The 21,587-nt window shown below is 68.3% G+C and carries 16 protein-coding genes, 3 tRNA genes and 1 pseudogene; 13 read left to right on the top strand and 7 right to left on the bottom strand.

Features of this window, described 5'->3' with window-relative positions; translation table 11 throughout:
• Positions 1-89 precede the first annotated feature (89 nt).
• The 4 genes from glpK (at position 90) to ACE3TL_RS05120 (ending at position 7,030) form a co-directional block, all read left to right on the top strand.
• The gene (glpK, locus tag ACE3TL_RS05135) at positions 90-1,589 is read left to right on the top strand and encodes a glycerol kinase GlpK (RefSeq protein ID WP_374577646.1); all 1,500 of its coding nucleotides are present in this window, start codon (positions 90-92) and stop codon (positions 1,587-1,589) included.
• Positions 1,590-1,658: 69 nt separating this feature from the next.
• Entirely contained in the window at positions 1,659-2,429 is a 771-nt protein-coding gene (locus tag ACE3TL_RS05130) for a class II aldolase/adducin family protein (RefSeq protein ID WP_374577644.1), read from the top strand.
• Between the two features lie 252 nt (positions 2,430-2,681).
• Entirely contained in the window at positions 2,682-3,872 is a 1,191-nt protein-coding gene (locus ACE3TL_RS05125) for an efflux RND transporter periplasmic adaptor subunit (RefSeq protein WP_374577643.1), read from the top strand.
• A complete protein-coding gene (locus tag ACE3TL_RS05120; protein WP_374577682.1) occupies positions 3,872-7,030 on the top strand; it encodes an efflux RND transporter permease subunit in 3,159 nt (1,052 codons plus the stop codon). The genes ACE3TL_RS05125 and ACE3TL_RS05120 overlap by 1 nt, the downstream gene beginning before the upstream one ends.
• A gap of 186 nt (positions 7,031-7,216) precedes the next feature.
• Here the strand turns inward: ACE3TL_RS05120 and ACE3TL_RS05115 are convergent, their stop codons facing one another.
• Entirely contained in the window at positions 7,217-7,729 is a 513-nt protein-coding gene (locus ACE3TL_RS05115) for a cytochrome c family protein (protein WP_374577642.1), read from the bottom strand.
• A gap of 38 nt (positions 7,730-7,767) precedes the next feature.
• Positions 7,768-8,253 carry a YaiI/YqxD family protein gene (locus ACE3TL_RS05110; RefSeq protein ID WP_374577641.1) on the bottom strand — a complete coding sequence of 162 codons (486 nt, stop codon included), beginning with the start codon at positions 8,251-8,253 and terminating at the stop codon, positions 7,768-7,770.
• 105 nt (positions 8,254-8,358) lie between these two features.
• On the opposite strand from ACE3TL_RS05110, the gene ACE3TL_RS05105 reads away from it, so the two are divergent.
• The 5 genes from ACE3TL_RS05105 (at position 8,359) to ACE3TL_RS05085 (ending at position 14,436) form a co-directional block, all read left to right on the top strand.
• Positions 8,359-8,434 (top strand) — tRNA-Thr (locus tag ACE3TL_RS05105).
• 84 nt (positions 8,435-8,518) lie between these two features.
• Positions 8,519-9,808, top strand: a complete 1,290-nt coding sequence (locus ACE3TL_RS05100; protein WP_374577640.1) for an MFS transporter — start codon at positions 8,519-8,521, stop codon at positions 9,806-9,808.
• A 16-nt stretch (positions 9,809-9,824) separates the two neighbouring features.
• A complete protein-coding gene (locus tag ACE3TL_RS05095) occupies positions 9,825-11,240 on the top strand; it encodes an amidase (RefSeq protein ID WP_374577639.1) in 1,416 nt (471 codons plus the stop codon).
• A gap of 326 nt (positions 11,241-11,566) precedes the next feature.
• Positions 11,567-12,100: an ECF-type sigma factor gene (locus tag ACE3TL_RS05090; RefSeq protein ID WP_374577638.1), complete on the top strand. Its 534-nt coding sequence runs from the start codon at positions 11,567-11,569 to the stop codon at positions 12,098-12,100.
• Positions 12,097-14,436 (top strand): serine/threonine-protein kinase, encoded by a 2,340-nt coding sequence (locus ACE3TL_RS05085; RefSeq protein WP_374577637.1) that lies wholly within the window; start codon positions 12,097-12,099, stop codon positions 14,434-14,436. Before ACE3TL_RS05090 ends, ACE3TL_RS05085 begins: the two co-directional genes overlap by 4 nt.
• A gap of 39 nt (positions 14,437-14,475) precedes the next feature.
• Here the strand turns inward: ACE3TL_RS05085 and ACE3TL_RS05080 are convergent.
• Positions 14,476-14,586 (bottom strand): annotated as a pseudogene (locus tag ACE3TL_RS05080) (PEPxxWA-CTERM sorting domain-containing protein); the annotation flags it as partial.
• Between the two features lie 502 nt (positions 14,587-15,088).
• Here ACE3TL_RS05080 and metG point away from each other — a divergent pair.
• Entirely contained in the window at positions 15,089-16,897 is a 1,809-nt protein-coding gene (metG, locus tag ACE3TL_RS05075; RefSeq protein WP_374577636.1) for a methionine--tRNA ligase, read from the top strand.
• A gap of 3 nt (positions 16,898-16,900) precedes the next feature.
• On the opposite strand, the gene ACE3TL_RS05070 is transcribed toward metG, so the two are convergent.
• The 4 genes from ACE3TL_RS05070 to rlmB form a co-directional block, all read right to left on the bottom strand.
• Complete coding sequence (locus tag ACE3TL_RS05070; RefSeq protein WP_374577635.1) at positions 16,901-17,770, bottom strand: PhzF family phenazine biosynthesis protein; 870 nt, start codon at positions 17,768-17,770, stop codon at positions 16,901-16,903.
• A 142-nt stretch (positions 17,771-17,912) separates the two neighbouring features.
• The gene (locus tag ACE3TL_RS05065; RefSeq protein WP_374577681.1) at positions 17,913-18,404 is read right to left on the bottom strand and encodes an FxDxF family PEP-CTERM protein; all 492 of its coding nucleotides are present in this window, start codon (positions 18,402-18,404) and stop codon (positions 17,913-17,915) included.
• Between the two features lie 295 nt (positions 18,405-18,699).
• Positions 18,700-19,428 (bottom strand): TerC family protein, encoded by a 729-nt coding sequence (locus tag ACE3TL_RS05060; protein WP_374577634.1) that lies wholly within the window; start codon positions 19,426-19,428, stop codon positions 18,700-18,702.
• Between the two features lie 65 nt (positions 19,429-19,493).
• Positions 19,494-20,288 (bottom strand): 23S rRNA (guanosine(2251)-2'-O)-methyltransferase RlmB, encoded by a 795-nt coding sequence (rlmB, locus tag ACE3TL_RS05055; protein WP_374577633.1) that lies wholly within the window; start codon positions 20,286-20,288, stop codon positions 19,494-19,496.
• A 91-nt stretch (positions 20,289-20,379) separates the two neighbouring features.
• Between rlmB and ACE3TL_RS05050 the strand changes: the two genes are divergently transcribed.
• The 3 genes from ACE3TL_RS05050 to tuf all read left to right on the top strand — a co-directional run.
• Positions 20,380-20,466, top strand: a tRNA-Tyr gene (locus ACE3TL_RS05050).
• 54 nt (positions 20,467-20,520) lie between these two features.
• Positions 20,521-20,594: transfer RNA gene (locus tag ACE3TL_RS05045), tRNA-Gly, on the top strand.
• A gap of 32 nt (positions 20,595-20,626) precedes the next feature.
• Positions 20,627-21,587, top strand: a 961-nt coding sequence (tuf, locus tag ACE3TL_RS05040) for an elongation factor Tu (RefSeq protein ID WP_374577632.1), incomplete at its 3' end; no start/stop codon positions are given.

The following is a 21,587-nucleotide window of genomic DNA, read 5'->3' as shown; positions in this document are numbered from 1 at the left end:
CTGCATCGGGCGCATGAAAACATGGTTACAACCGGCAAACCATGTCGGCGCGCGAGTCGCGCCGCCGACCAGATCGCAAGGCGGGCAAGATGGGCGAACCCCTGATCCTGGCGCTCGACCAGGGCACGACCTCAACCCGCGCGATCCTGTTCGATGCGCGGGGCGTGCAGATTTCGGACGCCAGCCGCCCGCTCGAACAGTTCTATCCGGCCGACGGCTGGGTGGAGCACGACGCCGAGGAGATCTACGCCGCCAGCGTCGAGGTGCTGCGCGAGGCGGTGGCGAAATCGGGCCGCGCCATGGAGGAGGTGGCGGCCATCGGCGTCACCAACCAGCGCGAGACGGTGGTGATCTGGGACAAGGCCACCGGCGAGCCGATCCACAGGGCCATCGTCTGGCAGGACCGGCGCACGGCGGCGACCTGCGAGCGGCTGCGGGCGGCGGGGAAGGAGCCGCTGGTGACCAGCACCACCGGCCTGCTGCTCGATCCCTATTTCTCGGGCACGAAGATCGCCTGGCTGCTGGACGAGGTCGAAGGCGCGCGGGCGCGCGCCGAGGCCGGCGAACTGCTGGCCGGGACCATGGACGCCTGGGTGATCTGGAGGCTGACCGGCGGGGCGGTGCACGCCACGGACGCGACCAACGCCTCGCGCACCCTGCTGTTCGACCTGAAGGCCCAGGCCTGGTCGGCCGAGATGCTGGAGATGCTGGCGGTCCCGGCTTCGCTGTTGCCGCAGGTGCTGGATTGCGCCGACAACTATGGGGAGACCCTGCCCGAGGTGCTGGGGCGGCCGGTCCCGATCCGTGGGGTGGCGGGCGACCAGCAGGCGGCCTTGATGGGCCAGGGCTGTGTCCGCGCCGGGGAGATGAAGGCCACCTATGGCACCGGCTGCTTCCTGCTGGTCAACACCGGCGAGCATCTGGCGCCGTCGCGCTCGCGGCTGCTGACCACGGTGGCCGCGCGGCTGGGCGGTCGCACGACCTATGCGTTGGAAGGCTCGATCTTCATCGCCGGCGCGGCCCTGCAATGGGTGAACGAGGGCCTGGGCGTGCCGGGCGGCGGGGCCGGCGTCGAGAAGCTGGCCATGAGCGCGCGCGAGGATCATGGCGTCGTTCTGGTGCCCGCTTTCACCGGCCTGGGCGCGCCGTGGTGGGACGCCAATGCGCGCGGGGCGCTGTTCGGCATGACCCGCGACACAGGCCTGGCCGAGATCGCCCAGGCCGCCTTCGACGCCTGCGCCCTGCAGACGCGCGACCTGATCGAAGCCATGCGCGCCGATGCGCCCGGCGCGTTCGGTCGCGACGTCGAGCTTCGGATCGATGGGGGGATGTCGCGCAGCGTCTGGTTCAGCCAGCGGCTGGCCGACCTGACCGGCGTGGCGGTCGGCCGGGCGAGCTATATGGAGACCACGGCCCTGGGCGCGGCGCTGCTGGCCGGCCTGGGCGCGGGGGTCTATCCCGACCTGGAGGCGGCGGTCGCCGCCCGGCCGACGACCGAGCGTTTCGAGCCGGCGCGCGGGACGCATGAGCGCGAGGCGGCCTATGCGCGCTGGCTGGACGCGGTGGCGCGGGTGAAGACCACAGCTTGACGCTCGCCGCCCCCGGCGTGACTCTGATCCCCAGAGATCAAGATCAGACAATAACAAAGGGAGGCCGTCATGGCCGATGGTTCGCTCGCGAGCGTGACGTCTTTGAAGGGCAAGGTCAGCGCCGAGGAGTGGCAGGCGCGGGTGGACCTGGCCGCGCTCTACCGGCTGGTGGCGCTCTATGGCTGGGACGATGCGATCTATACGCACATTTCGGCGCGGTTGCCGGGGCCGGAACACCAGTTCCTGATCAATCCCTATGGGATGTACTTCGCCGAGATGACCGCCTCGTCGCTGGTGAAGATCGACCTGGACGGCAACATCCTCCAGGACACGCCCTATTTCATCAATCCCGCGGGGTTCACGATCCACTCGGCCATCCATGCGGCGCGCGACGACGCCCATTTCGTCATGCATCTGCATTCCGACCAGGGCGTGGCGGTGTCGGCGCAGAAGGACGGGCTGCTGCCCTTGTCGCAGCATGCGCTGATCGTGCGGACCATGCTGGCCTATCACGACTATGAAGGCATCGCCCTGAACCTGGACGAGCGCGAGCGGCTGGTCGCCGACATCGGCGACAAGAAGATGATGCTGCTGCGCAACCACGGCACCCTGACCGTCGGCGCGACGGCGGCCGAGTGCTGGATCAACATGTTCTATCTGGAGCGCGCCTGTAAGCAGCAGGTGATGGCGCTGAGCGCCGGCCGCGACAACGTGCTGATCGCCCCGCAGGAGGCCCAGGACGAGGTGAAGAGCCAGGTTGCGCGCGGGCTGGGCGGGCAGTTGGCCTGGCCCGGGGCCCTTCGCCAGCTCGACCGGGCGCTGCCCGGCTATGACAGCTAGGTCGGGCGCATCTTAAGAGATTGGTAAGCGGGCGCCCCTTCTAGAGGCGCCTGTTTTCTTTGCGATTACCGTTTTGTCCGTAGTTTCCTGATTTCGGGCGTGTCGAACCGCTTTTCAGCGGGGCTCTATTTCAAAGTCGACACGCTCAGCCATCGTTCTGTCACTGGACGGCGCCTAAGTCGTCGCCATAAGTCCCGTTACGATTCAGTGTCATCCCGCCTCGACTGTCGAGCGGTCCGGAGTTCCTTGAGCTTGATACGTCGCCACTTCTTCCTCGTAGGCGCCTTGGTGATCCTCGGCCTCATGGTGGCCGCAGGCGCCTGGAAGCTGACCCTGGGCAAGAAACAGGGTCCCGGAGGCGGCGGCGCGGTCATGGCGCAGGGCGCTCCAGGAAAGGGAGGCCCGCGCGCTGGCGGCCCCCGCGCCGGCGGCGGGGGAATGCCCGTGGCGTTGGTCGCCGTCCAGCAGAAGGTGTTCACCGACACCATCGACGTGATCGGCCTGGCCAAGGGACGCCAGTCGGTGACCCTGACCGCGGCGGCGACGCAACTGGTCGACAAGGTCCGATTCAGCGACGGGCAGTACGTGCCGAAGGGCGCGGTGCTGGTCGAACTGAAGGCGACCGAGCAGAACGCGGCCCTGGTGCAGGCCCAGGCCAAGCTGGTGCAGGCCCAGCGCGACTACGACCGCTGGAAGCAGCTCGCCGCCCAGGGTTTTGCGGCCAAGTCGGCGCTGGACCAGCGCGAGGCGACCTATCTGGCGGCCAAGGCCGATGTCGACGCCGCGCGGGCCCGCGAAGGCGACCGGACGATCCGCGCGCCCTTCGCCGGCGTGGTGGGCCTGACCGACATCGCGCCCGGCGCCCTGATCAATCCCGGCGCGCCGATCGTCACCCTGGACGACGTCAGCGCCATCCGCGTCGATTTCGAGGTGCCGGACCGCTACCTGGCCACGATCCGCGAGGGCCAGCCGATCACCGCCAGCATCGACGCCTATGGCGGTGAGAAAATCGCCGGCCGCATCCAGAAGCTGGACACGCGGATCGACGAGAAGACCCGGGCGATCACCGCGCGGGCCGAGTTCCCCAATCCGAACGGCCGGCTGAAGCCCGGGATGATGCTGCGCATCGGCATCGCGCGCGGCCAGCGGCAGGTCGTCGCCGCGCCGGAGGCTGCGGTGTCGGTGCAGGGCGCCTCGAACTTCGTCTATGTGCTGACCAAGCAGGGCGAGGCCACCATCGCCGAGCAGCGCCCGGTGCTGACCGGTGCGCGGCAGGACGGCATGGTCGAGATCCGCGACGGGCTGAAGGCCGGCGAGCGGATCGTCGCCGACGGCCTCAACAAGATCCAACCGGGCCAGCCGGTGACGCCCTTGGCGGCCGGCGCGCGTGAAGCCATGGCGGCCCCCCCGACCGGAGCGCGCGCCGCGCGGCCCGGCGCATGATGCTGTCAGACCTTTCGGTCCGTCGGCCCGTCTTCGCCGCCGTCGCGGCGATCATCCTCTGCGTGGTCGGCCTGGCGGCGTTCGCCTCGCTGACGGTGCGCGAACTGCCCAGCGTCGACCCGCCCGTGGTGTCGATCTCCACGACCTACCGCGGCGCCTCGGCCGAGGTGGTGGAAGAGCGGATCACCGAGGTCATCGAGCGCCAGATCTCCGGCATCCAGGGGATCGACCGCGTGAACTCCTCTTCGCGCGACGGCCGCTCGAACATCAACATCTCGTTCCGGCTCGACCGCAACCTGGACGATGCGGCCAACGACGTGCGCGACGCGGTCAGCCGGGTCGCCGCCAACCTGCCGCTGCAGGCCGACCCGCCGCAGATCGCCAAGGCGAACGCCGACAGTTCGCCGATCATGTTCATCTCGTTCGCCTCCACGACGCTGAACCGGCTGGAGCTGTCGGACTACGCCCAGCGCTACCTGATCGAGCGGTTCTCGACGGTGCCCGGCGTCGCCCAGGTGTTCGTCGGCGGCAGCCAGCTCTATTCGATGCGCATCTGGCTGGACCCGGACCGGATGGCGGCCCGCGGCGTCACCGTGGACGACGTCGAAAACGCGCTGAACAACCAGAACCTGGAACTGCCGGCCGGTTCGCTGGAAGCGCCCGACAAGGACTTCACGATCCGGGTCGGCCGCGGCTATTCCACGCCCGAGGAGTTCGCCCAACTGCCGGTGGTTCCGTCCGGCGGCGCGGCCTCGGCGGCGACGGGAAACACCACCCAGCCCTATGTCACCCGCCTGGGCGACATCGCGCGCGTCGAGGAAGGGCCCGACGAGCACCGGCGGACCTTCCGGTCGAACGGCCGCGACCAGGTCGGCATCGGCATCACGCGCCAGTCCCAGGCCAACGACCTGGAGATTTCCGACGGCGTCCAGAAGCTGCTGCCCGAGCTCAACAAGTCGTTGCCGAAGGGCACGTCGCTGGAGGTCGCGGTCGACTACACGATCTTCACCCGGCACGCGATCGAGGAAGTCTGGATCACCATGGGCATTTCGCTGGCGCTGGTGGCGCTGGTGAACTTCATCTTCCTGGGCACCTGGCGCGCGGCGCTGATCCCCTCGGTCGTGGCCCCGATCTGCATCCTTTCGACCTTCATCGTCCTGGCGCCGCTTGGATTTTCGCTGAACCTGCTGACCCTGCTCGCCCTGGTTCTGGCCATCGGCCTGGTGGTCGACGACGCCATCGTGGTGGTCGAGAACATCCAGCGGCGGGTCGACGACGGCGAGCCGCCGATCGTCGCGGCCCAGCGCGGGGCGCGGCAGGTGTTCTTCGCCGTGGTCGCGACGACCATCGTGCTGATCTCGGTGTTCGCGCCGCTGATGTTCCTGCCCGGCTACATCGGACGGCTGTTCGTGGAGCTGGCGGTGGCCATCGCCGCGGCGGTGGTGTTCTCGGCGCTGCTGGCGCTCAGCCTGTCGCCGATGCTGGCCTCGAAGCTGTTGCGGCCCGCGCATGGCGAGGGCTTCATCGCCCGCCGCGTCGATGCGGCCATGGACCGGCTGAGATCCTCGTACCACGCCTCGCTCGACGCCCTGCTGGGCCGGCGCAGCGCGACCATCGCGACCGCAGCCGTGGTGGTGATCCTGGCGGTGGGGGCGGGCGGCCTGTTCGCGGCCTTGCCGCGCGAACTGGTGCCCGACGAAGACCGCGGCCGTATCGACCTGAACATGACGGGCCCTGAAGGGGCCGGCTACGACTATACGCTCAAGGCCGCCGGCCAGGTCGAGGCGCGGCTGCAGGAACTGCTGAAGCAGGGCCTGATCACCCGATACATCATCGGTGTTCCGCGTTTCGGCGGCACCCAGTTCAACGGCGGCTTCGGCAACGTCAACGTCGCGGCGGGAACCGGCGTCACCTCCAATGAGCTGGCCGCCCAGCTCAACCGCGAGCTTTCTTCGGTGACCTCGGTGCGGGCCATTGCATCCGTGCGGCCAGCCTTCTCGCGCGGCGGGGGCGGCGGAGGCGGGGCCGGCGTCGACGTGATCGCGGTGGGCGACGACTACGGCCAGATCGCCCAGTGGATCCAGCCGCTGCTGGCGGCGGCGGAAGCCAATCCGGGCCTGTCGCGCGCGCGCCTCGACTACGAGCCGACCAGCCCCCGCGTGCTGGTCAGTATCGACCGCGAGAAGGCGGCCAGCCTGGGCGTATCGGCGCAGGCGGTCGGCCGGGCGCTCGAAAGCAATTTCGGCACGCGCCGGGTGACGACCTACATCAAGAACGGCCAGGAATACGACGTCCTGCTCCAGACCGACCGCGAGAAGCGCCAGACCGAGCAGGACATCGGCAACCTCTATGTCCGCGCCAGCTCCGGCCAACTGGTGCCGCTGTCGACCGTGACCACGACCGAGGTGCGCGGCGACACGCCCGACCGCTCCCGCGTCGACCGGCTGCGGTCGGTCACCCTGTCGGCGCAACTCAACCCCGGCTATCCGGTCGGGGAGGCGGTGAAGTTCTTCCAGGCCGAGGTCGCCAAGCTGCCGCCCGGCCCGCAGGTCAAGTGGGGCGGCATGGCCCGCGACTATCTGGAGGCCGGCAGCGCGGTCGGCCTGGCGTTCGGGATGGCGCTGCTGCTGGTGTTCCTGGTGCTGGCGGCGCAGTTCGAAAGCTGGATCCACCCAGCGGTGATCATGCTGACCGTGCCGGTGGCGGCGCTGGGCGGACTGTTCGGCCTGCTGGTGGCCGGGTCCACCGTCAACACCTACAGCCAGATCGGCCTGATCATCCTGATCGGCATCGCGGCCAAGAACGGCATCCTGATCGTGGAGTTCGCCAATCAGTTGCGCGACGAGGGACTGTCGGTGCGCGAGGCGGTGATCGAAAGCGCATCCCTGCGCCTGCGTCCGATCATCATGACCTCGATCTCGGCGGCGGCGGGCGCCATCCCGCTGATCCTGTGGGGCGGGGCCGGCGGCGAGAGCCGCAAGACCATCGGGGTCGTCATATTCTTCGGGGCGATCTTCTCGACCCTGCTGACCCTGTTCATCGTGCCGGTGTTCTACAACATGCTGGCGCGGTTCACGAAATCGCCGCAGGCGACCGCGCGGCGCATCGAAGCCTTCGAGGAAGCCGAACAGGCGCGCGCCGCCAACGCGGCCGAATAGCTGCAACGAAAAAGCCTCCCCCGGGCGGGGGAGGCAGTTGTCGGGAGCGCCGCCCCGGCGCCAAGGAGGCGTCGCGCGGGACGGCGCGGAATCTCGGCTGGACAGATGCAAGCGCAGCCGCGATCTGCGCGATCCTGCGGCCAACGGAAATTCCCGTCAAGGTTGATAGAGCGGAGAGCTGACGCCCTACGGCGCCTTATAGCCGGTCTCGACCTTCAGATAGGCGATCAGGTCGACGCGGTCCTTTTCGGCCTTCAGGCCCGGGAAGGTCATCTTGGTGCCGGGAAGGAAGGTGCGCGGCTGGGCGAGCCACTTGTCGAGATGCTCGGCGTCCCAGGTGAAGCCGGCGGTCTTCACCGCCTCCGAATAGTTGTAACCCGGCAGCGAGCCCACCTTGCGGCCGAAGACGCCGTAGAGATTGGGGCCGGTCAGGTTGGCGCCGCCTTCGACGATCGTATGGCAGGAGCGGCACATGCCGAACTTGGCCTTGCCGTTCGCCAGGTCGCCGGTGTTGTAGGGCGCCGGAAGGCTGGCCAGCAGGGCCTGCTTTTCCTCGGCGGTCGGCTCGGGCGGGGCGGCCTGGCTGGCCGCGGCGGGCGCCGAGCTTTGCGTGGCCGCGGTGTCGGTTTCGCCGCTCTTGCCGCAGGCGGCGAGAAGGGCGCAGGCGCCCAGGACGGTCATCAGGGTGGTGTTGCGCATGACAGTGATCCCCTCGATCAAACTTGGCTGCAGGCTGGTTAAGGACGGGGTGGTTGCAAGGCCCGTCGTCGTCGCTCCTTCTGGATGAGCTGGTCGAGCGCCTGAAGGAATCGCGAGCGGTCGTTGCGATCGAAGGGGCGGGGGCCGCCGGTTATTTCGCCGGTCGAGCGCAGATGTTCCATGAGGGCGCGCTGGGCCAGGGCCGCGCCGATCGAATCGGGGGTGAAAGGCCGTCCCTGGGCCGAGAGCGGATGGCCGCCGATCTTCAGCACCCGGTCGGCCAATGGAATGTCGTTGGTGATGACGACATCGCCCTCGACCGCCTGGTCGGCGATCCAGTCGTCGGCGGCGTCGGGGCCGGCGTCGACGATCATCCGCGAAATCAGCGGCGAAGCGGGAATCTGCATGAAGGCGTTGGAGACCACGATGGTCTTCAGGCCGTAGCGCTGGGCGGCCTTGTAGACCTCGTCCTTCACCGGGCAGGCGTCGGCGTCGATGAAGATGGTGAGTGGGGGAGACTCCATGGCTTGTCCATACGCCTCGGGCGCCGCCATGCGAAGGGGCGGGGGGTTGGCATGTCCTCCGCGCCATGGCATCGGTCGCCGCCAGCGGCGCGGTTGCGCCGCCGCGCCGGCTTAGCTCAGTTGGTAGAGCAGCGGTTTTGTAAACCGAAGGTCGCGGGTTCGAGCCCTGCAGCCGGCACCAGCAAGGCCGATCGGCCGCATCTTTTCATGACGCCGTAGCTCCAAGCCCTTAGGTTCGCTTCAGCGAGTCAGGGAGGGACCTTGCATGGCCGAAAGCGCGATGCGCCATCGTCTGCGTTCGATCATCGGCGGTTCGACCGGCAATCTGGTCGAGTGGTACGATTGGTACGTCTATTCGGCCTTCACGCTCTATTTCGCGCCGGTGTTCTTCCCGCAGGGCGACCGCACCGCGCAGTTGCTGAACGCTGCGGCGGTGTTCGCGGTGGGGTTCCTGATGCGGCCCATCGGCGCCTGGATCATGGGAATCTATTCCGACCGCAAGGGGCGCAAGGCGGGGCTCACCCTGTCGGTCGCCCTGATGTGCGGCGGCTCGCTGCTGATCGCGCTGTCGCCGGGCTACGACCAGATCGGCTGGGGCGCGCCGGCCCTGCTGGTGGCCGCGCGGCTGATGCAGGGCCTGAGCGTCGGCGGGGAATACGGGGCCAGCGCCACCTATCTCAGCGAGATGGCCGGCAAGCGGCGGCGCGGCTTCTTCTCCAGCTTCCAGTATGTGACCCTGATCTCGGGTCAGCTCCTGGCGCTGCTGGTCCTGCTGCTCCTGCAGGCGGTGCTGCCCGAGCCGGAGCTGGAGGCCTGGGGCTGGCGCATCCCGTTCGTGATCGGCGGGGCGCTGGCGGTGGTGGTCTTCTATCTGCGCCGGGGACTGGCCGAGACGGAATCGTTCAAGAACGCCCAGGCCGAGGGGGAGGCTGCGCCGCGCTCCAGCGGCCTGATCCTGTTCCGCCGCTATCCACGCCAGGCGCTGACGGTCATCGCGCTCACCGCTGGCGGCACGCTCGCCTTCTATGCCTACTCGACCTACATGCAGAAATTCCTGGTCAACACCTCGGGCTTCAGCCGCGAGACGGCGACGGCGATCAGCGCCGCGGCGCTGTTCGTCTACATGCTGATCCAGCCGCTGGCCGGGGCGCTGTCGGACAGGATCGGGCGCAAGCCGCTGATGGTCGCCTTCGGGGTGCTGGGCGTGGCCTTCACCTGGATCATCTTCACGACCCTGGCCAAGACCTCGGACCCGTTCGCAGCCTTCGCCATCGTGCTGGGGGCCTTGATCATCGTCACCGGCTACACCTCGATCAATGCGGTGGTGAAGGCCGAGCTGTTCCCGGCCCATATCCGCGCCCTGGGCGTGGCGCTGCCCTACGCCCTGGCCAACACCATCTTCGGCGGCACGGCCGAATACGTGGCCCTGTGGTTCAAGCAGCAGGGGATGGAGAGCGGTTTCTACTGGTACGTCACCGGCATGATCGGGGTCTCGCTGATCACCTATCTGCGGATGCGCGACACCCAGAAGCACAGCCTGATCGTCGAGGATTGAGGCAGGAGGAACGTCGATGAAGTTCGAGGACTATCGCAAGTACGACGCCGTGGGCCTGGCCGGACTGGTGGCGGGCGGCGAGGTCAGCGCCGCCGAGCTGCTGGAGACGGCGGTGACGCGGATGGCCGTGGTCAATCCGAAGATCAACGCCGTGACCATGGATCTGACCGAATGGGGCCGCCAGGACGTCAAGCGGCCGATCTGGAGCGGTCCGCTGGCCGGCGTGCCCTTCCTGCTCAAGGATCTTGGCGCGCAATTGGCCGGCGCCCCGACGAGCGCCGGTTCGGCGGTGTTCAAGGATAGCCTGGCCAGCGCCGACAGCGCGATCACCACCGCCTATAAGGAAGGCGGGCTGGTGATCTTCGGCAAGACCAATACGCCGGAGTTCGGCCTGATGCCGGTGACAGAGCCGGCGTTGCTGGGCGCCTGCCGCAACCCTTGGGACCTCACGCGCACGCCGGGCGGATCGTCGGGCGGGGCGGCGGCGGCCGTGGCGGCGGGCATCGTGCCGGCGGCCCACGCCAGCGACGGCGGCGGCTCGATCCGCACGCCGGCCTCGGCTTGCGGCCTGTTCGGCATGAAGCCCTCGCGCGGGCGCGTCTCGTTCTCGCCGGCGGGCGAGGGATGGGGCGGGGCCTCGATCCAGCATGCGGTCACCCGCTCGGTGCGTGACAGCGCCGTCCTGCTCGATGCGGTGTGCGGACCGCAGCCCGGCGACCCCTATTTCCTGGCCAGGCCCGAGCGGCCGTTCGCCGAAGAGGTCGGCCGCGATCCGGGCAAGCTGTCGATCGGCTTCACCACGGCGGCCCTGGCCTCCGACGCGCTCGATCCTGAATGCGCGCAGGCCGTGCTGGACGCGGCCAAGCTGTGCGAGGGCCTGGGGCATATGGTCGAGGAAACGACCATGCCCGGCGACCTGGCGGCCATGCAGCGGGGCGCCGGCGAGGTGATCGCCGCCAGCATCGCAGCCCTGCTCGACGCCGAGGGCGAGCGGCGCGGACGCCCGGTGGCCGAGGGCGAGGTCGAGCCCATGACCTGGCTCACCTACCAGCGTGGCAAGCAGATTTCAGGCGCGAGCTATGTGCGCGGCCTGGCGGCGATCCACGCCTATGGCCGGGCGGTGGCCGGGCTCTTCCAGCGCTACGACGTGCTGCTGCTCTCGACGCTCGGCAGCCCGGCGATCCCGATCGGCCATCTGACGGAGAATCCGGCCGAGATCGCCAAGCGATTGTTCGCCTTCATGCCCAACACCCAGGCCTTCAACAACACCGGCCAGCCGGCCATGACCGTGCCGCTGGCCTGGAGCGCGCGCGGCGGCCTGCCGATCGGCATCCAGTTCGTCGGCCGGATGGGCGAGGAGGCGCTGCTCTACCGCCTGGCCGGGCAGCTCGAACAGGCGCGGCCCTGGTTCGACCGCGTGGCGCCCATCTAGAGCATTTCCCGCCGAAGTGGATGCTGGCCGTCCGGCGGAAGCTCAATCCCAGGCCCGCCTGCCGATGGGATGTCCGAGGGCTCAGGAGACCGAAAGCTTTGAAACGGTCTGACCTGGGCCCTGGGAGGCGATTTCTTCTGTTTTCGACCCAGAGTTAAGGGCGCGCCGCTGAGGGCGAATTCCCCCTCAAGCGTCAAGGCGTCAATATTTGGCGCGACGGCTCATCTGTCTTGCAGATTTCTTCGCTCAGACGGCGAGATTGCTTGTCACGTTGTGACGGCCTTAGTAGTATCGTCGGCATGTCGGAGGTTGTGGCGTCTGGCGATGTGCGGGACTTGCTTGTGCGCTGGCGCACCGGCGACGTCCATGCCCGCGATATGCTGTTCCATCTGCTCTATGACGAACTGCGTCAGGCGGCTGCGGCGCTGTTGCACGGCGAGCGGCATGTCTCGCTCTCGGTCGGCGATCTGCTGCACGAGAGTCTGCTGCGCCTGATAGCGCTGGACCGCATCCACTGGCAGGATCGGGCGCATTTCATGGCGCTCACCTCGCGCATGATGCGCCGGGCGCTGATCGACCACGTGCGCGCCAAGCGAAGAGGCAAGCGCGATCACCAGAAGGTGCTGCTGCACACCAATATCCCCGAGGCGGTGAACGTCGAGCTCGAGGAGATTCACGAAGCCCTGGAACGCTTGGCGCGGATCGATCCGCAACGCGCCGAGATCGTCGAGATGCGCTATTTCGGCGGCATGGAGATCGCCGACGTCGCCGTGGTCCTGGGGCTTTCCGAGGCGACGGTGAAGCGCCGCTGGCATTCGGCGCGGCTCTGGCTCTACGAAGCGCTCGGGCCCTCGGCATGAGCCGGGCGCACCACGACTCACTGGCTCTGGAGCTGGTGGACGGCGCCTTGGAGCTTCCGGCGGACGCGCGAGAGGCGTGGATCATGGCCCAGGCCGTGGCGCCCGAAGTCAAGGACCGCGCCCTGAAGCTGCTGCGGCTGGGGGATGGCGCGGCCGAGGTGCTGCCCACCGGCGGCGCCCGCCATCGCGTCATCGAGCCGCCGGACCGGATCGGCGCCTATCGCATCACCGGGCTCATCGGCCAGGGCGGCATGGGGGCGGTGTTCGAGGGCGAGCGCGCTATCGGGGACTTCGATCACGCCGTGGCCATCAAGGTCATCCGGCCCGGCGCCTTGTCCGATGGACTCGCCGAGCGGTTCCGGCGCGAGCGTCAGACCCTGGCGCGCTTGGCCCATCCCGGCATCGCGCGGCTGTTCGACGGCGGCGAGACGGTGGCGGGCGAGCCCTATATCGTCATGGAGAAGATCGACGGCGTCGGGCTCGATGCGTGGCTGAAGGCTGAGACGCCCGACTTGGCGGCTCGCATCGCCCTGATGTCGGCGCTCTGCGACGCCGTGGCCTACGCCCATCAGAACCTGGTGGTCCACGGCGACATCACTCCGTCGAACGTACTGGTCGCCGAGGGTGGAGCGCCCAAGCTGATCGACTTCGGCATCGCCCGCGCAGTGGGCGGTTCGGGCGCTGGCGGGCGGACCAGCCTTCCTCCCGGCGCGATCAGCCTCACTCCGGGCTTCGCCTCGCCCGAGCGGCTGGCCGGAGGGGCGGTGACGACGCTGTCGGACATCTATTCGCTGGGCATGATCCTGCAACGCCTGGCGCCGGACGCCGACCGCGAGCTGAACGCGGTGATCGGCAAGGCCGCCGCGGCTCGGCCGGAAGATCGCTATCCCACGGCCGATCAGTTGCGGGCCGACCTCGTCGCCTATCAGACCGGACGGCCGCTGGCCGCTCTGGGCGGCGGGCGCGGCTATGTGACCGCCAAGTTCGTGCGCCGCCATCGCGTGGCGGTGGCCGCGAGCGCCCTGGCCGTGGTGATGCTGATCGGAGCGCTGTCGGCCACTCTGGTCGCCAACGCCCGCGCAGAGGCCGCCAGAGCCCAGGCCGAAGCCCGGTTCGCCGAGGTGCGGGGCCTAGCCAAGACCCTGATGTTCGAGATCTATGACGAAATCAACCGAGTGCCGGGGTCGGCCAAGGCGCGGCTGCTGCTGGCCGAGACCGCCCAGGCCTATCTCGACAGGCTGGCCGCCGACCCTGGCGCGCCCGTGGACGTGCGTGTCGAGGCCGGGGAGGGTTACTTCCGCCTGGGGCGGGTGATCGGCTTCTCCGGAGGCGGATCGTTGGGGCGCCGCGAAGATGGCAAGCACCTGCTGAACAAGTCCGAGCAAATCCTCGAGGATCTGCTGAAGGCCCATCCCGAGCGCGAGGATGTCAAGCTGGCCCTGGGATCGCTGCTGGCGGTCATGGCCGGCGAGAGCCTCTATGCCGAGGGCGACAGCAAGACCGGCCGCAAGCGAGCGGAGCGGGCGAGGGCGCTGCTCGCCGCCGTGGACCCGCCGTCGCCGCGCAGCGCCGGCGCCCTGACCGCCGCCTATCTCTATGAAGGCGATAGCTATGGCTGGGACAACGACATTCCGGGGGCCGGCGCCGTCTATGAAAAGGGTCTGACGGCGGTGGCGGCCATGCCGCCGGAGCTGCGTGACAGCGAACAGGTGCGCGAGTTCCATTCCGGCCTGCTGCGCCAGAGCGGCGAGGTCCACCGCCACGCCGGCCGCGTGGAGCCGGCCCTCGCCCGAATGCAGGAGGCGGTGGCCGTCAACCGGCGCAACGTCGCCGAGGCCGGCACCCCTTCGGCGACTCGCAAGCTCGTCGCCTCCCTATGGTCGCTGGCCGACATGCAACGGGTGTCCGGCCGGTTGGACCCGGCGCTCGCCACCATCGCCGAAGCCCATCGGATCGCCAAGGCCGAGGCCGCCAAGGGCGCGGAGGATGCGGGGCCGCAGGAAGGCCTCGCCCTGGTGGGCTTGACCCTGGCGCAGGTGCAGAGCGATCGCGGCGCGCACGCTGCTGCACTCGCCGCGGCGGACGAGGCCATCGCCATCCGCAGGGCGCTGGCGGTGAAAAGCGGCGGCAACAAGGGTTCGCGGCTGGCCCTGGCCGTGGGCCTGAAGGATATCTCGCAGGTCTATGGCCGGGCGGGACAGGCCGGACGCGGCTGTGCGGCCCTGCGGGAATCCCAGGCGATCATGATGGTCTACGAGACGGCGGGCTCGCTCTCCGACTTCGACCGCGAGAACAATCTGAAGCCGGTGCAGGCGGGCTTGAAGGCCTGCACCTGAAGGGCCGGGCCGGCGTGGGGGCCGCCGACCCGGCGCCCGTCAGGCTCTCAGCGCCAGATGCCGGCGTGAACGCCGAAGCGTGGCTCCGGAGAGCCCGAACCCGGCGATCATCATCGCCCAGGTCGCGGGTTCTGGAACGGCGGAGGTCATCGCGCCGCCGAGGAACACGCCGGAGTCGGACGTGTAGCTGACGCCCTCCGCGCCCTTGACGCCGAAGGTGGCGGTGTTGAGGAAGTCGAGCTCGATAGTGGCCGGGTTGTTGTTCAGCGCGCCGAAGGTCGACAGGCTCGCAAAGACATCGAAACTCTGGTTCCCGGTTACCGAAACCGTGCCCGACAGGCTTTGGAAGATCGTCTCGTTGAGCGCCTCGGCCGGATTGACATAGCTCAGGAACACCGACTGCGAGACCAGGGCGCCGGGATGGGACGAGAAGTTGTTCCAGGCGGCGCCGGTTCCGGCTTCGAAGACATAGAGATTGGCGAAGATGCCGAGTTGCAAGGTCGAGTTGTAGGCCGGATCCCAGGCCGGCGAGATGATCTAGCCGTCGACTGCAGGGATGGGCTCCCGCCGGCCGGCCCACAGGTCGTTATTTTTTGGCGAAGCCTGGCGGGCGCCCTATAAGCGCGCGCTCCTCCTCATTTCGAGAGACCCCATGTCCCGCATCCTCATCACCTCGGCCTTGCCCTACATCAACGGGATCAAGCACCTGGGGACGCTTGCGGGCTCCATGCTGCCGGCCGACGTCTATGCGCGGTTCCAGCGCTCGCGCGGGGCCGAGACGCTCTATATCTGCGCGACCGACGAGCATGGCACGCCGACCGAGCTGGCCGCCGCCGCGGCGGGCCAGGACCCGGCGACCTTCTGCGCCGAGCAGCACGAAATCCAGCACGACCTGGGCCGCAGGTTCGGCCTGTCCTGGGATCACTTCGGCCGCTCGTCCTCGCCACAGAACCACCGCCTGACCCAGCGTTTCGCCCAGCAGCTCTGGGAAAACGGCTTCATCGAGGAGCGGGTCACCCAGCAGGTCTATTCCAACGCCGACAAGCGCTTCCTGCCTGATCGCTACGTGATCGGCACCTGCCCGCACTGCGGCTACAACGCCGCCCGCGGCGATCAGTGCGAGAACTGCACGCGAGTCCTGGACCCGGCCGACCTGATCCATCCGCGCTCGGCGATCTCCGGTTCGGAAGACATCGAGATCCGCGATTCCAAGCACCTCTTCCTGCGCCAGAGCCTGTTCGCCGACCGGCTGCGCGCCTGGATCGACGGCAAGAAGGGCCAGTGGCCGCTGCTGGTCACCTCCATCGCGCTGAAGTGGCTGGACGAGGGGCTGCAGGACCGCGGCGTCACCCGCGACCTGGAATGGGGCGTGCCGGTCAACGCCTTCGAGTGGGGGCCGAACCCGGAAGGGGCGCTGCCCGACATCGAGGGCCTGGCCGGCAAGGTGTTCTACGTCTGGTTCGACGCGCCCATCGAATATATCGGCGCGACCTGGGAATGGGCCGACGCCAAGGCCGCCGAGGAGGGGCGCGGGCCGGCGGAGGACGCCGAGTGGGAGCGCTGGTGGCGCGGGCCGGAAGCGGCGGACGTGACCTATGTGGAATTCATGGGCAAGGACAACGTGCCGTTCCATACGGTCGGCTTTCCCTGCACCCTGATCGGGATCAACGAGAAGCTGGTCGAGGGCGGCTGGACGCCCGCCAGCAACGCGCCCTGGAAGCTGGTCGACCAGCTCAAGGGCTTCAATTGGCTGGACTATTACGGCGGAAAGTTCTCGACCTCGCAGAAGCGCGGGGTGTTCATGGACCATGCGCTGGAGTTGCTGCCGGCTGACTACTGGCGCTGGTGGGTGACGGCCAATACGCCGGAGACCTCGGACTCGACCTTCACCTGGGAGCAGTTCCAGGCGCAGGTGAACGCCGACCTGGCCGACGTGCTGGGCAATTTCGTCAATCGAATCCTGAAGTTCACTGAAAGCCGCTTCGAGGGCGTGGTCCCGGCGGGCGGCGAGCCGGGCGAACTGGAGGCGAGGCTCCACGCCGACGTCGCCGCCAAGTTGGCCGAGCTGACCGAACTGATGGAGGCGCGCGAGTTCCGCAAGTCGACCGCCGCGCTTCGGCAGCTTTGGGTGCTGGGCAACCAGTATCTTACCGAAGCTGCGCCCTGGACGGCGATCAAGACCGATGTGGAACGCGCCGCGGTGGTGGTGCGCACCGGCCTCAACCTCGTCGCCCTGTTCGCCAAGGTCTCAGAGCCCTTCATCCCGTTCGCGGCCGAGAAGATCGCGCTGGCGGTGGGCGAAGGCTTCCCCGGCGCCTGGCCGACGGGGGAGGGCGCGGCGGTGCTCGATATCCTGCCGGCCGGCCGCAAGGTGGCGGCGCCTGAAGTGCTGTTCAAAAAGGTCGAGAACGAGCAGGTCGCCGAATGGCTGGAGCGTTTCGGCGGGCCTGAGGCCGCTTAAGGTTCAGTCCAGCCGGGCCTCGCCGCTCAGGACCGGAACGCAACCGCCGCCGACGGTGGCGCGGACGCCGTCGGCGCTGCGTCGCGCAGCGATCCGCAGGCGCGAGGGACGGCCCATTTCGACGCCCTGGACGACGTTCCAGGCGGCTTCCTCCTGCCCCGACAACGACAGCAGCAGCGCGGCGAGGGTGGCGTTGGCGCTGCCGGTGGCCGGATCTTCGATGGTGCCGGAGTTGGGCGCGAACACCCGGGCGCGCAGGCGGCCTTCGCCGTCATGGGCGTAGAGGTGCAGCGACAGGCGATCGCCATGTTCGGGATGGTCGCTGGCGGCCTTGCGGAAGGCCAGGAGGTCGGGGGCGGCGCGCGACAGCGCCTGGGGCGTCGCTTCGGCGATGATGAACTGCACGCCGACGCTGGCGGCGATGGGCGGATGGGCCGCTGCGACGATGTCGGCGGGCGCAAGGCCGGCGCAGGCGGCGATGGTCGCGACCGGCAGAGGCGCGTCCAGGCTGAGCGGCTGTGGCGCGGCGATGATCGCGCCGCCATCCTCGATTCGGACCTCGACCACGCCGGCCGGGACTTCGAGCCTAAGCAGGTCGCCGCGGCCCATCTGCGAGAGCACCCAGCCGGTCCCGACGGTCGGATGGCCGGCGAACGGCATCTCGGCCGTGCGGTTGAAGATGCGCACGCGCGCGGTGTTGGCGCTGTCTTGCGGCGGCAGGACGAAAGTGGTCTCCGAGAGGTTCATCTCGGCAGCCAGGGCCTGCATCTGGGCGTCGGTCAGGCCCTGGGCGTCGGTGAAGACGGCCAGCGGATTGCCGCCGAAGCGCGTGTCGGTGAAGACGTCGAGGGTGACGAAAGGCGTCGTGCTCATCTTGGGCCGCCGATAGAGGGGAGGGGCGGCAGAGTGAGCACAACCCCGCCGGTCAGCAAGGCGGGATTTCCCTGTCGGCAAAAGAAAACGCCGCCGGCGCGAGGCCGGCGGCGTCTAACTTGTAGCGCTTGTCCGCTGTGGCTTAGGCCACGGTCGGGACGAGCTTGCGACGGTTGCGGACCATCGCGCCGGCGGCGCCGAAGCCGATGATCATCATCGCCCAGGTGGCCGGTTCCGGCACGGCGGTCGGAGCGAAGGCGACGTCGATGGTGAATTCACCGTTGCCGCCGCTGTTGCCGAAGACTTTCAGCGTTTGCGGACCGGCGCTGACCAGCCAGGTTTGCAGGTCGCCGTTGCTGAGCATGCCGGCGGTGTCGAGGGCGCCGTTGATGATGTTCAGCGCCTTCTCGTTGAACAGAACCTGCGTGAAGTTCACGTTGGTCGAGGCAGTGACGCCGATCGACGACAGGAACGCGGCGGCGGTGCCGGCCGACGGGAAGTCGAAGGTGTATTCAAAAGCGAACGGACCAGAAATCCCGCTTTCGGTGTAGCCGCCGACGATCGAGCCGTCAGCCGCAGGCGGATCCAGCGTGATGGTGGTGGCCGCATAGGCCGCCGGCGCTGCGATAAACATGGATGCGGCGAGCGCCGCTCCGAGCATAAGTTTCTTCATGTGTGACCCCAGAGTGCAGTTTCCCGAGATCCGGCTGCGTGCGCACCCGACCGGGAGTATCCGGTTTGGATAACGACTGTTTAACGGGAGTGGCAAGGGGCGCGCAACCACGCTCGCCCATTAAGCGAGCGACGGGCGAGACTTTTTACATTTCTCCCCAGCGGCGATCTTTCGGGGGGAGACGTGGTTAAGACGCCACGTTGGAAAACCCCTTCGCCCGACGGATCGTCGCGCTCAATGCGGCGTGGCGCCGCATTCAGTGGGCGGGAGCGGGCGCCTTGGGCTGGATGTCCATGAAATCGGGCATGACGGCGTTGTAGGCGTCGGTCTTGCCGAGGTCGCGGACGATGTCCTGATGGCCTTCCCACATCATGTGCAGGGCCACGTAGAGCACGATGGCCAAGCCGATATAGCCGATCCAGCGATAGCGATGCAGCAGCCGGGCGATGAAGCTGGCCGCCACGCCCATGAGGGCGATGGACATCAGAAGGCCGAAGACCATGATCGCCGGGTGCTGCCGCGCGGCGCCGGCCACGGCCAGGACGTTGTCGAGCGACATCGACAGGTCGGCGATGAAGATCTGCAGGAAGGCCGAGCGGAAGGTCTTGGGCTGCCTGGCGATCGCTTCGGGCGAAGGCTCGGTGGTCGGGTCGTCGTCCATCACCGCCCCGGCGACGGCTTCCTCCTGCTGGGCCTGATCGCGCAGTTCGCGCCACATCTTCCAGCAGACCCACAGGAGCAGGATGCCGCCGGCGAACAGCAGGCCGACGATGCCGAGGAGCTGGGCGGTGATAAGCGCAAAGAGGATGCGCATGGTGACCGCGGCGATCAGGCCGTAGAGGATCGCCCTGCGGCGCTGATCGGGCGGCAGGCCCGCCGCGGCCAGGCCCACGGCGACGGCGTTGTCGCCGGCCAGGACCAGATCGATCATCAGGACCGAGAAGAGGGCGGCGAACGCACCGGGCGCGAAAAGAACGTCTAGCATCAGCTTCTGAATGCGACAGCGCGCCCGTCATCGCAACGGGTAAGGCGCGGAAGATGTGATTCCCGTCAGCGCGGGCGGGCCGCTTCATAGAGGGCGATGGCGGCGGCGGCCGAGACGTTGAGGCTCTCGAAGCCTCCGGGCATGGGGATCTTGGCCAGGGTGTCGCAATGCTCGGCGACCAGCCGGCGCAGGCCCTCGCCCTCGGAGCCGAGGACAAGCACGGTGGGCCCGCCGTCGAGCGCGTCGCCCAGGAAGGTCTCGGTATGACCGTCGAGACCGACGGCCCGCCAGCCGAGATCGGCAAGCCGTTCCAAGGCGCGTGAGAGATTGACCACGTGGGCGGTGGGGATGCGATCGACGGCGCCGACCGCGGCCTTGGCGAGCGCCCCCGTCAGTTTTGGCGCGTGGCGGTCCTGAAGGATCACGCCGCAGGCGCCGAAGGCCGCAGCCGAACGCAGGATGGCGCCGACGTTCTGCGGGTCCGTCACCTGGTCGAGCATGAGGAGGACGGCGCCGCGGCGCGCTTCGAAGTCCTCCAGCGCGACGGATTCGAGCGGGGCCGCGCGCAGGGCCACGCCCTGGTGGACCGCGCCCTGGGGCAGGATCTGCGAGATCGCGGCGGCCTCGACGACCTCGAGGGCCTTGGGACGGCCGAATCTCGATTCGAGTTCGCGCGCCCGGTCGGGGGTCGCCAAAATGCGGATCGCGCCGCCTCTCCTGGGGTTGCCCAGGGCTTCGGCGACTGCGTGCCAGCCCCACAGCCAGTCGTCGGAACCGTTGTCAGGCTTGCGATTGAAGGGTTTCGGGCTCGATTTTTTCGATCCCTTCCAGTGCGCGTTGCGTTCGCGAGGGGAGGACACTATAAGACGCGCTCCAAATTGGGGGCCGGACAGGTTCTTCGCCCAGGCGTAGAGGTCTTGTCCAGGCGTCCGATGCGGCTCTGAGCGCGCTGGGGGAATGTCCCGAGTGGCAAAGGGGGCGGACTGTAAATCCGCTGCTGTAATGGCTTCGTAGGTTCGAGTCCTACTTCCCCCACCACGCGCCGGAGCAAGACGATCAACGGAGAGTGGCGCGAGTATCGCGCATCCTTCGGCGGGTATAGCACAATGGTAGTGCAGCAGCCTTCCAAGCTGAGGATGCGGGTTCGATTCCCGCTACCCGCTCCAACCTTTTGAATTCAACCGCCGGCAGGATCCCGATGGCCAAGGAAAAGTTCGAACGCAACAAGCCGCACTGCAACATCGGCACGATTGGTCACGTTGACCATGGCAAGACGACGTTGACGGCGGCGATCACGCTGACGCTCGCCAAGAGCGGCGGGGCCAAGGCGATGAACTACGCCGACATCGACGCTGCGCCGGAAGAGAAGGCGCGGGGGATCACGATCAACACCGCGCACGTGGAATACGAGACGGAGAACCGTCACTACGCGCACGTCGACTGCCCTGGCCACGCCGACTATGTGAAGAACATGATCACGGGGGCTGCGCAGATGGACGGCGCGATCCTGGTGGTGTCGGCGGCGGACGGCCCGATGCCGCAGACGCGCGAGCACATCCTGCTGGCCCGTCAGGTGGGCGTGCCGGCCCTGGTGGTGTTCATGAACAAGGTCGACATGGTCGACGACGCCGAGCTGCTGGACCTGGTGGAGATGGAAGTGCGCGAGCTTCTGTCGAGCTATCAGTTCCCGGGCGACGACATCCCGATCGTGAAGGGCTCGGCCCTGGCGGCGGTCGAAGACCGCAACCCGGAGATCGGGGCTGACCGCATCCTGGAGCTGATGACCCAGGTCGACGCCTACATCCCGCAGCCGGAGCGTCCGGTGGACCTGCCGTTCCTGATGCCGGTTGAAGACGTGTTCTCGATCTCGGGCCGCGGCACGGTCGTGACCGGCCGGATCGAGAAGGGGATGGTGAAGGTCGGCGAGGAAGTCGAGATCGTCGGCATCCGTCCGGTCCAGAAGACGACCTGCACGGGCGTCGAGATGTTCCGCAAGCTGCTGGACCAAGGTCAGGCCGGCGACAACGTGGGCGTGCTGCTGCGCGGCACCAAGCGCGAGGACGTCGAGCGCGGCCAGGTTCTCTGCAAGCCCGGTTCGATCACCCCGCACACGAAGTTCGTGGCCGAGGCCTATATCCTGACCAAGGAAGAGGGCGGCC

Source organism: Phenylobacterium sp. (genome assembly GCF_041920015.1).
GTDB lineage: Bacteria > Pseudomonadota > Alphaproteobacteria > Caulobacterales > Caulobacteraceae > Phenylobacterium.
This window is presented reverse-complemented; position numbering and strand designations above follow the sequence as displayed.